The following is a 13,364-nucleotide window of genomic DNA, read 5'->3' as shown; positions in this document are numbered from 1 at the left end:
CCGGGATGAAGGGGGATAACAGAAGTGGCAGAGAAACTATTAACGCGTGATGAAGTGAAGACAGAAGAAACATGGAACTTGGAGAATATCTTCCCGAGTGACGAAGCATGGAATGAGGAGTACGAAGCGATCGAAGAACTCTCCAAGAAGGCGGACTCCTATAAAGGGACCCTGGATAACGGACCCGAAGCGCTCCTTGAAGGTCTTGCGTATCGTGACGAGATTTCACAGCGTCTCGGCAGGCTCTATACCTATTCCCACCTAAAGACGGACCAGGATACCACAAACAGCAAATACCAGGCCATGGACAGCCGTGCGAAGACTCTCGCAGTGAAAGTTTCCACAAAGCTCTCGTTCTTCCTGCCTGAGCTGCTGTCGATCAATGAAGACAAGCTGAACAGGATGGTGGAGGACAGCAAAGGGCTGTCCCTGTACAAACATGAAATGGAAGAACTGAACAAAATGCGTCCGCACGTTCTGCCTGCCGATCAGGAAGCACTGCTTGCAGAGCTTTCGGAAGTGGCCGGCGGCTCGTCGAAAACGTTCAGCATGCTGAATAATGCGGATCTGACCTTCCCGACTGTGAAGAACGAGAACGGGGAAGAAGTGGAACTGTCCCATGGCCGTTTCATCAACTTCCTGGAAAGTCCTGACCGTTCCGTCCGGGAAGAGGCGTTCAAGGCAATGTACAAAACATACGGGTCCTTCAAGAACACGTTCGCATCCACGCTTTCAGGCAATGTGAAGGCGAATAACGTGAACGCATCCGTCCGCAAGTACAGTTCGGCACGGGAAGCGGCACTTTCGAACAACCACATTCCGGAGCAGGTGTATGACAACCTGGTCAACACGATTTCCGATAATGTCGGTCTGCTGCACCGCTATATCGAGCTGCGGAAGAAAGTATTCGAACTCGATGATCTTCACATGTGGGACCTGTATGCGCCGCTTGTAAAAGATCTGGACATGAAAGTCACCTACGAAGAAGCAGCTGACACGATGCTGGAAAGCTTCAAGCCGATGGGTGAGGAGTACCGTGACATTATCCGCAAGGGACTGTCCGAGCGGTGGGTCGATGTGCGGGAGAACAAAGGCAAGCGTTCAGGTGCGTACTCATCCGGTTCGTACGGAACAAACCCGTATATCCTCATGAACTGGCAGGATAACGTCAACAACATGTTCACCCTGGCCCACGAATTCGGCCACAGTGCGCACAGCTACTATTCACGCGCGAACCAGCCGTACATCTACAGCGGCTATTCGATCTTCGTTGCGGAAGTTGCTTCAACGGTGAACGAAGCATTGCTCAATGACTATCTGCTCAAGACGACAGACGATGAACAGAAACGCATCTATCTGCTGAACCACTGGCTAGACGGTTTCCGCGGCACCGTCTTCCGTCAGACGATGTTCGCGGAATTCGAGCATAAGATCCATCAGCTCGATCAGCAGGGCGAGGCGCTCACCGCCGACAAGCTGACGGAAGTCTACTACGACCTGAACAAGAAGTACTTCGGCGGCAGCATGACAGTCGACGAGGAAATCGGCCTTGAGTGGTCCCGGATTCCGCACTTCTACATGAATTACTATGTGTACCAATATGCAACAGGCTACAGTGCAGCAGTGGCCCTCAGCCATCAGATCCTTACGGAAGGGGAGCCGGCAGTCGACCGGTACGTCAGCAATTTCCTGAAAGCCGGTTCGTCGGATTATCCGATCGAAGTCCTGAAGAAGGCGGGCGTCGACATGACGACCACTGCGCCGATTGAAGAAGCATGCCGCGTCTTCGAAGAGCGTCTGAATGAGCTGGAACAATTATTGGCAAATCAGTAAGCATCCGCTTAGAGATATATCAATATAATAAAAAGGATGCATCCGGGACAGACAACTCCACGGATGCTTCTTTTTTTATTTGAATCAAAAAACACTACAAGTAAGCGTTTTCAATGAAAATAAATGTGACAGATCTATGAAATTGTTTGTGAAATGTTGATGGAACAATTATTCTGTGATAAATTTAACTTGTGAATGAAACTCACAAACCAAACATACACCCCTTTTGTTTGAACGTGAACATTTTTCCCATTCCCTTTATGATAAGCACCGCTTCCCCCCAGGAGCGGTGCTTTTTTCGTGGTTGCGAAGAGGTCGGGGGCGGGGACGCACTTGCTGTTTGCAAGTATCGGACACTTGGCCGGGGGTATCGGACATTCTGGCGGCCATATCGGACAGTTCAGCGGAGTTCTCGGACAGTTGACGAGAAATATCGGACAGTTTGCCATGGATATCGGCCACATCACTGAATTTATCGGCGTCCCGGTTAAATTCAAACAGCCTGGACGACTGCATGCATCCGGCGCGCGGCCGGCTGTCGGAATTCCGGGCAAACTAAAACAGGCAGGGAAAAATCCGCGATTTTTCTCTGCCTGTCAGATTTCCACTATCATCTTTTCCTCCATAGCACTGTGTCATTGATGACGACGCGTTCCACTTCCTGCTTCAACAGGAGTTTCTTCAGTTCACGTTCACTTTCCTTTTCCGTCATCCCGTAAATGTCGGCGATTTCCGAGGTGGCAAGCATTTCAAACCGGGTGAACAATGCTTCCAATGAAGGGGCGCATTCCCGCTCGATCGCTGTACCTGACAGCTCCTCAAGGATCTGTTCATAGATGTCATAGCTGTAGGAGCCGTCCACCATCAATCCCTCGTCCTCGATATTTTCGTTGAAGAAGACGAATGTCGGGGATTTTTCCACTTCCATCTCTTTCGCCAAGTGCAGATCGACCTGCAGCGACTGGAGCACATTGCGAGAGAAGAAATCACTGATGAATTCTTCTTTGTCCAGCTGGAGCTTCTCGGCGATCTCGACGAGGACCGGGAATGATTTCACATTGCGCGACTTCAGGAAAGAGTATTCGAACAGCTTGGTCAAAAAACGGAATCCGGCGCGTTTCCCCTGGAATTCAGCGGCTTTGATGGCGATGCTCGGGAATGCGGGATGGGACTTCGCCAGCGGATCGCGGCCATCGGTCCCCTCATCCTCCTCGATTGCGGTAACATTGTAATTCATCTTCGGGAGGGAGGTGAGCAGGCCGATCCTCAATGTGAAATACCGATCATACTCGACCTGGAGCCTGCGCAGGATCGGCTGGAGCGCCCAGCAGTCGTGGCAGAGCGGGTCCAGGAATACATACAGTTCGATCGGGCGGGGGCTTGTCAGCTGTCCGTGTTCCGCTTCTGCAAGTGTGCGATGATTCACTGATCTCCCTCCCCGCTCCGGTTCACCATATGATTGGCAGTGAGGACGAGACGCTGGTAATAGATCTCGCGAAGGGGTCCTTCGAGTCCGACATCATCCATCGCTTCCTTCATGCACGCGAGCCAGGCCTGTGCGCGTTCAGGTGTGATGGGGAACGGCATGTGCCTGGCTTTCATCATCGGGTGTCCGTGTTCTTCGGTATATAAATTCGGTCCGCCCAAGTACTGGGTCTGGAACTGTTTCTGCTTGCGGGCTGTTTCAGTTAGGTCGTCCGGGAATATAGGCGCCAAGTCCGGATGAACCGCGACTTTTGCGTAGAACCGGTCGATGAGTTCCGACAAACGTGCTTCACCGATCTCCTCGTAAGGTATCAAAGGTTTTCGTGTCATGAATGTCATTCTCCTTTGTTGTCACTCTGTACGTCCATTTTAGCAACGACCCAGAGCATTCACAAATAAATCGCTTCCGCCCGGCCTCGGCTGTCAGGCTTTGTAGGTCTCATAGTTGTGCATCACTTTCGTGACATAGTTCTGCGTTTCGCGGAACGGCGGGACTCCTCCGTACTTCCGCACATTGCCGGGTCCGGCATTATAGGCAGCGAGAGATAAGGTGAGATCGCCGTCGAATTGATCGAGCATCTGACGGAGGTATTTCGCGCCGCCCATGATGTTCTGCTCAGGATCCGACGCATCCTGCACGCCGAGGAATCTGGCTGTGCCCGGCATGAGCTGCATGAGACCGCGTGCGCCTGCATAGCTGACGACATCCTTATTAAAACCCGATTCCTGCTTGATGACTGCTGCAATCAGAGCAGAAGGCACATTATGCCGCTTGGCCGCCTTGTCGATCAGCGGCGAATAGGCCGTATCCAGCCGACTGCTGCCGCCCGGGTAGGCAAGGGGCGGGCGGCTGGCAGACGCGCGGTCGATCAGCTGGACAGCATCTGCAGGTGATTGCACGGACGGCGCCGGGCTGAATGAAAACGGAAGAGTGCCAGTAGGTGATTGCAGGCTTCCGAGGGCTGTCGCGGAGAAACTTGAGAGGGCATCCGTGACGGACGGCTCTCCTCCCATCTCTGTCAGCAGCGTCTGGAAGAAATCCGTATTCGCCGCTCCGGGTTCCGCGGCTGAACGGACGGCCCCCAGCGTCTGCAGGGAATTCAGTTCAAAAAGTGTACGAATCATCTGCGTATCCATACGTATCGATCCTTTCAGGGTGCGTGTTCTTCCGTGGCCGAACTGTTGTGATTTCAGTATATCAATTTCAAGATGGAAAGCACAATCCCGACTGCATCCGCCGGGACTCTATGGTAAACTAGCAGTACTGAACATTAGGGAAGGGAAGATAAGCTTGTGCGTATACAATATCGGGTGACAGAAGGATATATGAAGGATGGTACCGTCATTTTCAATTTTGACGGGCCGGCAGCACGGCTCGGCACGAAGCCTTCCGGCAAAATGATAACCGATACGGACGAAGGGACATTCGTCTACTTGTTCGAAGACGGGGAAGACTACGTCTATCTCCACTTGGCACAGACTGTCTGGCCGCTCATGCAAAAACTGGCAGACAGCGGGAAGGACCCGGTGCTGGATTGCGCTGATTCAACCATCCGCCTGGCTGGTTTCACAGAAGAACTGACGATGCTGATTTTCAATATCGAAGGCAACGGGAATTATGGAGAAGCCTTTGTCCTTGCGGTTGAGCAGGAGTTTGCGAACACCTTGCAGGCGATGGGCTGAAGAGGGAAAGGGAGGCGTCTCTGATGAGGATGTGGAATGATTTTCTGGCTCCCTATAAGCAGGCTGTCGTGGAGCTGAAAGTGAAGTTGAAAGGGCTGCGGCATCAGTACAAACTCGAAGATCAGCATGCGCCAGTCGAATTTGTGACCGGACGTCTGAAACCGCTCGCAAGCATCTATGACAAGACGCTTGAAAAAGGGATTCCTTTCGAGCCTTCCAAAGAACTGGCCGAAGAAGTCCCGGACATTGCAGGTCTGCGTATCATGTGCCAGTTCGTCGATGACATCGGTGCCGTTGTCAATATGCTCCGTGAGCGGAAAGACATGAAGATTGTCGAAGAACGTGATTACATATCGCATAAGAAGAAGAGCGGGTACCGTTCCTATCATATGATCATCTCCTATCCCGTGCAGACGATCCATGGTGAGAAATCGGTGCTCGCGGAAATCCAGATCAGGACGCTTGCCATGAATTTCTGGGCATCGATCGAGCACTCCCTGAATTACAAGTATCAGGGGGAGCTCCCGGACGTCATCCGCCAGCGGCTTGAAGGGGCTGCAGAAGCGGCGTTCCGGCTGGATGAGGAAATGTCACTGATCCGCGACGAAATCCACGAAGCCCAATCCTACTTCAGTTCGTTCAAGGAGACGGAGCGGCGGGATATTCAAGATACCTCATGGAAAGGGGATGCAGACACATGAAATTCGCTATTGAATCACGCGGCGACGAACTGTCGAACCGGCTGATGTCGGATGCGAAAGACTATTTGACGGAATTCGGGCTGACCTATGATGACGTCGAGCCGGAAATCGTCCTGTCCATCGGCGGGGACGGCACCCTGCTCCATGGGTTCCATAAATACGTCCATCGCGTCAAGGAGACCGCATTTGTAGGAATCCATACCGGCCACCTCGGTTTCTATGCGGACTGGAAACCGGAAGAGATCGAGAAGCTGGTCATCATGATCGCGCGGAAAGATTTCCATGTCGTTCAATATCCGCTGCTCGAAGTGGAGATCACCTATACCCATTCGGAGGAGACGGCGACCTACCTTGCGCTGAACGAGTCGACCATCAAATCACCGGAAGTGACACTCGTCATGGATGTGGAACTGAACGGCGCCCACTTCGAACGGTTCCGGGGAGACGGACTCTGCATGTCGACGCCGTCAGGTTCGACTGCCTACAGCAAATCGCTGAACGGAGCGATCCTCCACCCGTCATTGTCATGCATGCAGCTGACCGAAATGGCCTCCATCAATAATCGGGTATTCCGGACTGTCGGTTCGCCGCTCGTTCTGCCGGCACACCATTCGTGCCTGCTGAAACCTGTCAAAGGACCTGACTTCATGGTGACTGTCGATCATCTGCAGCTGCTGCAGAAAGACGTGAAATCGATCGAATACAAAGTATCGAAGGAAAAGATCTCCTTTGCACGGTTCCGCCCATTCCCGTTCTGGAAACGTGTGTCCGAGTCATTTGTCGCGAGTGATGAAGAGAACTGAGCAATCTCCGCTCACATTGGCATTCACTGCAGAGCAGCCGATGCAGCTGAGGGAATTCCTCGGCATGCAGGCGCTGTCGAAACGCGCGGTGACAGCTGTCAAATACAGCGGCGGTGCAATAACGGTCAACGGTGAAGAACGGACGGTCCGTCACATGCTTTCGGCAGGGGACAGAGTCGTCATCGAATTCCCGCCGGAAGATATGGCCGCGGGACTGACGCCTGAAGATGGCATACTCGAAATCCTGCATGAGGACGATTCTCTGCTGATCCTCGACAAACCGGCCGGCCAGGGCACGATCCCTTCTCGCAACCAGCCTTCAGGGACATTGGCGAATCTAGTGGCAGGCAAGTATGTACGGGAAGGCCACCATGCAACCGTGCATGTCGTCACGAGGCTGGATACCGATACATCGGGGCTCGTCTGCATCGCAAAAAACCGCCATGTCCATCACCTGATGAGCTGCCAGATGCAGCAGACAGGGATGGACCGGTGGTATACTGCGTTTGTGAGCGGATTTTTAAACGGTGATGAATTTCGGATCGAAAAACCGATCGGCAGGAAAGACGGCAGCATCATCGAACGAGATGTCCGTCCTGACGGCCAATACGCGAGGACGGATGTCCGTGTGACGGGCCGGTTCCTCGTTGACGGAGAACCGTTCACGGCAGCGGAACTGCGGCTGTACACAGGAAGGACCCATCAGATCAGGGTGCATATGGCGCATATCGGCCATCCGCTGATAGGCGATGACCTGTATGGCGGTCCGTGCAGCCTGCTGCCCCGCCAGGCGCTCCATTGCGCGGCGGTATCATTCGTCCATCCGACGGAACACCGGTCAGTCACCTATACGAGTGCGCTGCCGGAAGACATGGAATCCCTGTTGGCGAAGGCTGTCCGGGTTCAAGAAGGGAACTCCGAGAATTTCTCCGGCTGAAACGGCTGCCGGGATGGAACGGCTGCGATTTCCAGTTCCGGCCAGCGCAGTGCTGTCAGCATGCCGCCGAACACACAGCCCGTGTCGATATTCACGGAGTGTCCGGCAAAGCGCGGGCTCCGGACCGGCGTATGACCATATACAATCCATGGGCCGCCTGAATAATGGGCGGCCCAGTCACGTCTGATCGGGCGCCCGTCTGGCAAGGTGCCGCCTGTGATATCCCCGTACAGAACGAACGTTTTCATCGCACCGGATGGCTTCGCGCCGATCATCCTTTCCGGGAGGCCGGCATGGGCGATGATCAGCTTGCCTTCATCCAGTTCCTGGTAAAGGGGAAGAGCTTCATAGAACCTGCGGTATCTTGTGAGGACGCGGCTCCGTTCGTTTGGTGGAAGATTGTCGAGTTCGGCAACTGTCGTCTCAAGACCGTGCGTCTGCTGCACATTGTTGCCTTTGGCGTAACGGTACAGTTTGTTGCAATGATTTCCAGGGGAATAATGGAGCTGTCCGCTGTCCTGCAGTGCAAACAGCAGATTCATGACGCTGAGCGAGTCGGGGCCGCGGTCCATGCCGTCTCCGACGAAGGCAAGTGAACGGCCATCCGGATGGTTCGGTACGCCATCATGGAACGAATAGCCGAGCGTGCTCAGCAGCTCCTCCAATTCCGCATAGCATCCATGGATATCTCCGATAATATCGTACATGAGAAACACTCCTTTTCAGTTAGTATCCGCCCTATACTGCTGAGTATACAGGAGACAGGGTATACAGCGAAGAAGAAGGAAGGTGCAGCCATGGAAACAACAGAAGACCGCAGAGAAGAAGTGGATTTCGATGAAACCAAGCTGAAGGAGGATCTGGAACAGCAGGACATCAAAGCATTCCGCGATGAGTACTTACTGCTGCACCCGTATGATCGGGCAGTTTTCTATGAAAAAGCCGGTCCGGAACTGCGTAAAGTCATGTACTATTTCCTGTCGCCGAAAGAAATGGCGGAGATCTTCGAGACAAGTGAAATTGAGGAAGATGAATACGAAGAGTTCCTTCAGGAGATGGAGGCGACGTATGCCGCAGAAATGATTTCCTACATGTTTGTGGATAACGCGGTCGATGTCCTGAAAGAACTCGATAAGGCGCAGAGCGTCAGTTATCTGACGTTGATGAACAATGAGGCGGCTTCGCAGATCAAAGAGCTCCTCCATTACGAGGAGTATACTGCCGGTTCCATCATGACGACGGAGTATGTAACAATTCCGCAGAACTCCACGGTCCGGTCCGCCATGAATATTTTGCGCATCCAGGCGCCGAGTGCGGAAACAATCTATTATGTGTTCGTCGTGGATGATGATAATGTGCTGACGGGCGTCGTCTCGCTCCGGGACCTGATCACTTCCGAAGAGGACGTACTGATCAGCTCGATCATGAACGAGCGGGTCGTCAGTGTACTTGTTTCCGACGATCAGGAAGACGTCGCAAGGACGACACAGGACTATAATCTGCTGGCCGTGCCTGTCGTCGATTTCCAGCAGCACATCCTTGGGATTGTCACGGTCGATGACGTACTTGACGTCCTGGAAGAAGAAGCATCGGATGACTATTCGAAACTGGCCGGTGTATCCAATATGGATACATTCGACAAAAATTCGTTTTCTGCTGCCAAAAAAAGGGTTCCGTGGCTGATCGTCCTGCTGGTGCTCGGGATGATCACAGCGAACTTGATCGACATGTTCACGGATACGATTTCACAAGTTGCACTGCTGGCCGCCTTCATCCCGCTAATTGCCGGCACTGCCGGAAACAGTGGAACACAGGCGCTGGCGGTGGCTGTCCGCGGAATCGCCACCCGGGATATCGAAGAGGAGAGCAAATTCAAGCTTCTGATCCGGGAAGCGGGGACCGGAATCATCACCGGGCTTATCTGCGGACTGTTCGTCATCGGCCTGATCTTTTTCTGGAAAGGCGAACTGGTCATCGGCATGCTCGTCGGGGCTGCAATCTTCGTCTCGATCTTTGCCGCGACCATTTCAGGGTCGTTCATCCCGCTCTTCATGCACAAGATGAATATAGACCCGGCGGTAGCATCGGGCCCGTTCATCACAACGCTGAATGACCTGATCAGTATTCTGATCTACCTGGGACTTGCAACGGCCTTCATCAGCCAGCTGTAAGTTTTTTTCACCTCTTTCCGCCCATTGCATACTATACGGGTAAAGGAGGTGGCGGCAATTTCACTCCGTGCCCCGCTGCTGTTCATAGACGGACCGCCGTTGACGACGGTTGTGCAGATCGAGAAAGAGGAGAGCACAACAATTTACTGGAAACCTGAACCAGAACCGGAAACGGACAAAAAACTGGAAGATGAATCGGAAGCACCCGCCGTTGAAAGCACGACGGCGGATTTCTATGAGGACAGTGAAGTCGTCCGCAAGATCCGGTACTTGGCTGAACCGTTTCCCCGGACCGCATACAGGCCGCTTCAGTTCCTCGTGAACGGACAGCTGCTGACAGGAGGGATCGTCGGCCTGTCGGGTTCCGAGATCGCTGTCGAAGTGACAGAAGAGAGCCAGTCACTTGAAGAGATCCGCACGCTCGATCTGCGGACGATCGAAGAGGTGTTCTGGAAAGGCCAGCCATTCAGGTGAAGACTGATGCATATTGCGAACTTCGGACATTCCCGTCCGGAGTTTTTTTGTATGCAAAAAAGACTGCCGCGTGGGCAGTCTTCTTTCAGCATCCGCGGGAAGCGGCTGTTACGTTGTTGCAGGCGGGCACTGCGTCACGTACGTATCCGTGATGCACTGGATTGCACAGAAGCAGTTCAGATCGACGGTGATGCAGGACTTTGTCGCACGGAATTCCGTGACCTGACACAAACGGTCCAAGCAGAGTTTGCCGCAGTCAAACAGATTGACGGGACCGTTGGCATCCCTCGGCTCAAGCACCATCAATGTTGCACAGCAGTCATCGAAGATGTTCTGCACCCGGAAGAATACCGAGAAGCATGTGTTTGGCGGTGTGACTGTACCTGAACGGCTTCCGGCCGGTGTCACAGTTGCAGGACGGTACATAGCTTTGAAGAAGTCACCATCTTCCGTCAGCAATGAAAACACCCGTGTGTTGAAGCGCTCGTTGGCAGGGCTCACCAAACTGCCGAGCGGCCGCATGAAACAGTCCGTGTCGCAGTCGAAGCAGTCGTCGTCCTGGTGGGTATCCTGCAGCCGTTTGATGAAACGAACTGCCTCGCATACACAATGACCGTGCGTCGGTGACACCTTATCCCCTTGGTTTTCGTTCTTTCCACATCCACAACTCATGAATCATTTCCTCCTTTCGATTGTTCCTTATACCTTATGGCGGACTGGCGCCTTCTGACAGGGCACCTGTACATATGTGAATAGATTCGCAACGAACCAGACATACTGGAGGAAAAAGGAGGGGATGGGCATGCGAAAATGGCTGCCGCTGGTGTTTGTTCTATGTCTCCTGGCAGGCTGCTCGACGGATATCGGCTACAAGACCGTCAATACGACATCCGAGGATGGGCAGCAGGCAGAAAACGTGTTGAAAGACGATCCGCGCATTAAAAATGCTGTTCTGCTGATCCACGATGACCGTCTGATTGCAGGACTGCGGGTCAACACGTTCGACCGGTTCAATAAGAGGGAGATCGCCAAGGAAGTGGAAAAGAAGTTCCGCAAGATGTACCCCGGCATGAAGGTCACTGTGTCCGCCGACAGCAAAGTGCTGCTGGAAACGAACAAACTGATCGATAAGAAAGACACGGAGCACTATACAAAAAAGATGAAAAAAATCAGCTCGTTAGTAAAGGAAGAGACTTGATGGATGAAAAAAAGTACCAGCAGCTGGAACAGCAGATCACACCGAAGACCCCTTATCTGAAAAACTGTCTGAAAGCATTCATCACAGGCGGTTTTATCTGTCTGGTCGCTCAATTTATTGCATTGTTCTATATAACCTTCTTCAATTTCACGGAACGGACCGCCAGCAATCCGACAGTCGCGACGATGATTTTCCTTTCCATGCTGCTGACCGGTTTCGGTATCTATAAGAAATTTGCTCAATTCGCCGGCGCTGGAAGCGCGGTCCCGATCACTGGATTCGGGAACGCGGTTGTCTCCGCCGCAATTGAGCACCGGACAGAAGGCTATGTCCTCGGCGTGGGCGGCAATATGTTCAAACTGGCGGGCTCGGTCATCCTGTTCGGAGTCTTCTCGGCATTTGCCGTCGCTCTCATCAAATCGATTTTAGTCGCGTTAGGAGTGGTGTCATGGTGAACAAAGGAGGATTGCTCAGCTTCCCCTCCAAACCGGTCATTGCATCGACCGGCGTGACGGTAGGACCGCTGGAGACGAAAAAGAGCCCGTTTGCGCAATTCGCGGATAAGCAGTACGAGGATGAGCGCTGCGATTTGAAGACGAATGAGCAGGGGCACGCCAAAATGATGGAGGAATCGATCAAAATCACTTTATCCAAAGTGGATAAAACGCCATCGGACGCGGAGTTTCTGCTGATCGGCGACTTGGTCAACGAAATGACACCATCCAACTTTGCGGCCGGATCTGTCGGTATCCCTTACATCGGTATGTTTTCCGCCTGCGCGACATCGGTATCCACATTACTGATGGCCGCACTGCTGACCGAGGCCGGTATATCGGAACTGGCAGTTGCGGGATCTGCAAGCCAGCATAATGCGATCGAACGCCAATTCCGCTATCCGCTCCAGTACGGCAGCCAAAAAGGACCGACCGCACAATGGACGGCGACTGCCGCCGGGACAGCAGCTGTCGTTCCCTACATTTCGGGAGCCCCTGTCATCACTTGTGGCACGATAGGCACCGTCGTCGATCTGGGACTGACCGATCCGCTCAATATGGGTGCCGCCATGGCACCGGCAGCGGCAGATACGTTCAAACGCCATTTGGAAGGGCACAGCCGTAAATTGGAAGATTTCGATCTCGTCATGACCGGAGACCTGGGGAAGATCGGTTTTGAATTGTTCAAGACACTGCTCGATCGCTGGGAATATGATGTGTCCCACACGTTCCGGGATGCCGGTGCCGAATTTTACGGCAAACATCCCGAGTTTCTCGCCGGTGCGAGCGGTTCCGGCTGCTCGGCGTCCGTCTATTTCTCGGAAGTCTACGACAAACTGCTCGCCGGCCAATACAAACGGGTGCTCCTGATTGCAACAGGATCACTGATGTCACCGCTTTCGTATCAGCAGGGCGAAACGATCCCCTGCATCGCACACGCAGTGGAAATTGAAATGAAATGAGGGATTGCGCATGCTGTCCATCTATATAACAAGCTTTATTGTCGGCGGCCTGATCTGTGTGATCGGGCAGCTGCTCATGGATGTAGGGAAGCTGACGCCGGGCCATACGCTCTGTACGCTGGTGGTCGCAGGATCCATACTGGATGGGTTCGGCTTATACGAACCGCTGATCGACTTCGCAGGCACCGGGGCAACAATCCCGATCACGTCATTCGGCAATGCCCTCACACACGGCGCGCTCGCCGAGGCGGAAAAGCACGGCATCATCGGGGTCCTGACCGGAATGTTCGAAGTGACAAGCTCCGGAATCAGCGCAGCGATCGTATTCGGCTTCATCGCATCCCTGCTGTTCAAAGCGAAAGGCAATATTTGATACAAAGGGAAATTAAAAAATATGCAAAAGTCCCGCCCTCTTTGCTCATCCGCTGCATAGGATACAGTGAAGAGAGGGGGGACTTTCCTATGTTCGGAAATTATTGCTATGGCGGCCCGCGTTATGATGCGTACCAGGACCGCGGATGCGGCCAGGGAGGCGGCTCGACGTTCGTGCTGCTTGTCGTTCTGTTCATCCTGCTGATCATTGTCGGCAGTACGTTCTGCTAATCGAGAGGGGGAACCGGGAG

17 protein-coding genes are annotated in these 13,364 nt (G+C 53.3%); 12 read left to right on the top strand and 5 right to left on the bottom strand.

Annotated features, from left to right (window positions below; genetic code table 11):
- Positions 1 to 15 precede the first annotated feature (15 nt).
- Positions 16 to 1,833, top strand: coding sequence for an oligoendopeptidase F (gene pepF / locus BN1190_RS11585; RefSeq protein ID WP_179860812.1), 1,818 nt, complete (start codon positions 16 to 18; stop codon positions 1,831 to 1,833).
- 610 nt (positions 1,834 to 2,443) lie between these two features.
- Here pepF and BN1190_RS11575 read toward each other — a convergent pair.
- The 3 genes from BN1190_RS11575 to BN1190_RS11565 all read right to left on the bottom strand — a co-directional run bounded on the left by BN1190_RS11575 (position 2,444) and on the right by BN1190_RS11565 (position 4,455).
- Complete coding sequence (locus BN1190_RS11575; RefSeq protein WP_040287042.1) at positions 2,444 to 3,259, bottom strand: DsbA family protein; 816 nt, start codon at positions 3,257 to 3,259, stop codon at positions 2,444 to 2,446.
- On the bottom strand, positions 3,256 to 3,648 hold the full coding sequence (locus tag BN1190_RS11570; RefSeq protein ID WP_040287041.1) for a globin: 393 nt from the start codon (positions 3,646 to 3,648) through the stop codon (positions 3,256 to 3,258). The genes BN1190_RS11575 and BN1190_RS11570 overlap by 4 nt, the downstream gene beginning before the upstream one ends.
- 93 nt (positions 3,649 to 3,741) lie before the next feature.
- Positions 3,742 to 4,455: a lytic transglycosylase domain-containing protein gene (locus BN1190_RS11565; RefSeq protein ID WP_040287040.1), complete on the bottom strand. Its 714-nt coding sequence runs from the start codon at positions 4,453 to 4,455 to the stop codon at positions 3,742 to 3,744.
- 156 nt (positions 4,456 to 4,611) lie between these two features.
- Here BN1190_RS11565 and BN1190_RS11560 point away from each other — a divergent pair, with 156 nt between their 5' ends.
- The 4 genes from BN1190_RS11560 to BN1190_RS11545 are packed head-to-tail and all read left to right on the top strand — an operon-like array spanning position 4,612 to position 7,442.
- The gene (locus BN1190_RS11560) at positions 4,612 to 5,001 is read left to right on the top strand and encodes a hypothetical protein (protein ID WP_144036092.1); all 390 of its coding nucleotides are present in this window, start codon (positions 4,612 to 4,614) and stop codon (positions 4,999 to 5,001) included.
- A gap of 23 nt (positions 5,002 to 5,024) precedes the next feature.
- On the top strand, positions 5,025 to 5,702 hold the full coding sequence (locus BN1190_RS11555) for a GTP pyrophosphokinase (protein WP_040287039.1): 678 nt from the start codon (positions 5,025 to 5,027) through the stop codon (positions 5,700 to 5,702).
- Positions 5,699 to 6,505: an NAD kinase gene (locus BN1190_RS11550; protein ID WP_040287038.1), complete on the top strand. Its 807-nt coding sequence runs from the start codon at positions 5,699 to 5,701 to the stop codon at positions 6,503 to 6,505. Before BN1190_RS11555 ends, BN1190_RS11550 begins: the two co-directional genes overlap by 4 nt.
- The gene (locus BN1190_RS11545) at positions 6,492 to 7,442 is read left to right on the top strand and encodes an RluA family pseudouridine synthase (RefSeq protein ID WP_040287037.1); all 951 of its coding nucleotides are present in this window, start codon (positions 6,492 to 6,494) and stop codon (positions 7,440 to 7,442) included. Before BN1190_RS11550 ends, BN1190_RS11545 begins: the two co-directional genes overlap by 14 nt.
- On the opposite strand, the gene prpE is transcribed toward BN1190_RS11545, so the two are convergent.
- A complete protein-coding gene (gene prpE / locus BN1190_RS11540) occupies positions 7,409 to 8,149 on the bottom strand; it encodes a bis(5'-nucleosyl)-tetraphosphatase PrpE (RefSeq protein WP_040287036.1) in 741 nt (246 codons plus the stop codon). The two genes, BN1190_RS11545 and prpE, sit on opposite strands and share 34 nt — an antisense overlap.
- Positions 8,150 to 8,239: 90 nt before the next feature.
- Between prpE and mgtE the strand changes: the two genes are divergently transcribed.
- Together mgtE and BN1190_RS11530 are read left to right on the top strand one after the other, a co-directional pair.
- Complete coding sequence (gene mgtE, locus BN1190_RS11535) at positions 8,240 to 9,613, top strand: magnesium transporter (RefSeq protein ID WP_040287035.1); 1,374 nt, start codon at positions 8,240 to 8,242, stop codon at positions 9,611 to 9,613.
- A 48-nt stretch (positions 9,614 to 9,661) separates the two neighbouring features.
- The gene (locus tag BN1190_RS11530) at positions 9,662 to 10,087 is read left to right on the top strand and encodes a hypothetical protein (RefSeq protein WP_040287034.1); all 426 of its coding nucleotides are present in this window, start codon (positions 9,662 to 9,664) and stop codon (positions 10,085 to 10,087) included.
- 108 nt (positions 10,088 to 10,195) lie between these two features.
- On the opposite strand, the gene BN1190_RS11525 is transcribed toward BN1190_RS11530, so the two are convergent.
- Positions 10,196 to 10,759 carry a CotY/CotZ family spore coat protein gene (locus BN1190_RS11525; protein WP_052461804.1) on the bottom strand — a complete coding sequence of 188 codons (564 nt, stop codon included), beginning with the start codon at positions 10,757 to 10,759 and terminating at the stop codon, positions 10,196 to 10,198.
- Between the two features lie 130 nt (positions 10,760 to 10,889).
- On the opposite strand from BN1190_RS11525, the gene BN1190_RS11520 reads away from it, so the two are divergent.
- The 5 genes from BN1190_RS11520 (at position 10,890) to BN1190_RS11500 (ending at position 13,344) form a co-directional block, all read left to right on the top strand.
- The gene (locus tag BN1190_RS11520) at positions 10,890 to 11,285 is read left to right on the top strand and encodes a hypothetical protein (RefSeq protein ID WP_040287033.1); all 396 of its coding nucleotides are present in this window, start codon (positions 10,890 to 10,892) and stop codon (positions 11,283 to 11,285) included.
- Positions 11,285 to 11,740: a stage V sporulation protein AC gene (gene spoVAC, locus BN1190_RS11515; RefSeq protein WP_040287032.1), complete on the top strand. Its 456-nt coding sequence runs from the start codon at positions 11,285 to 11,287 to the stop codon at positions 11,738 to 11,740. The genes BN1190_RS11520 and spoVAC overlap by 1 nt, the downstream gene beginning before the upstream one ends.
- The gene (locus BN1190_RS11510) at positions 11,734 to 12,741 is read left to right on the top strand and encodes a SpoVAD (protein WP_040287031.1); all 1,008 of its coding nucleotides are present in this window, start codon (positions 11,734 to 11,736) and stop codon (positions 12,739 to 12,741) included. The genes spoVAC and BN1190_RS11510 overlap by 7 nt, the downstream gene beginning before the upstream one ends.
- A gap of 10 nt (positions 12,742 to 12,751) precedes the next feature.
- The gene (gene spoVAE / locus BN1190_RS11505) at positions 12,752 to 13,114 is read left to right on the top strand and encodes a stage V sporulation protein AE (RefSeq protein WP_040287030.1); all 363 of its coding nucleotides are present in this window, start codon (positions 12,752 to 12,754) and stop codon (positions 13,112 to 13,114) included.
- Between the two features lie 89 nt (positions 13,115 to 13,203).
- Complete coding sequence (locus tag BN1190_RS11500) at positions 13,204 to 13,344, top strand: YjcZ family sporulation protein (RefSeq protein WP_082023355.1); 141 nt, start codon at positions 13,204 to 13,206, stop codon at positions 13,342 to 13,344.
- Positions 13,345 to 13,364 lie beyond the last annotated feature (20 nt).

The sequence above is a fragment of the Sporosarcina koreensis genome (assembly GCF_000826145.2).
Lineage (GTDB): Bacteria > Bacillota > Bacilli > Bacillales_A > Planococcaceae > Sporosarcina > Sporosarcina trichiuri.
This window is presented reverse-complemented; position numbering and strand designations above follow the sequence as displayed.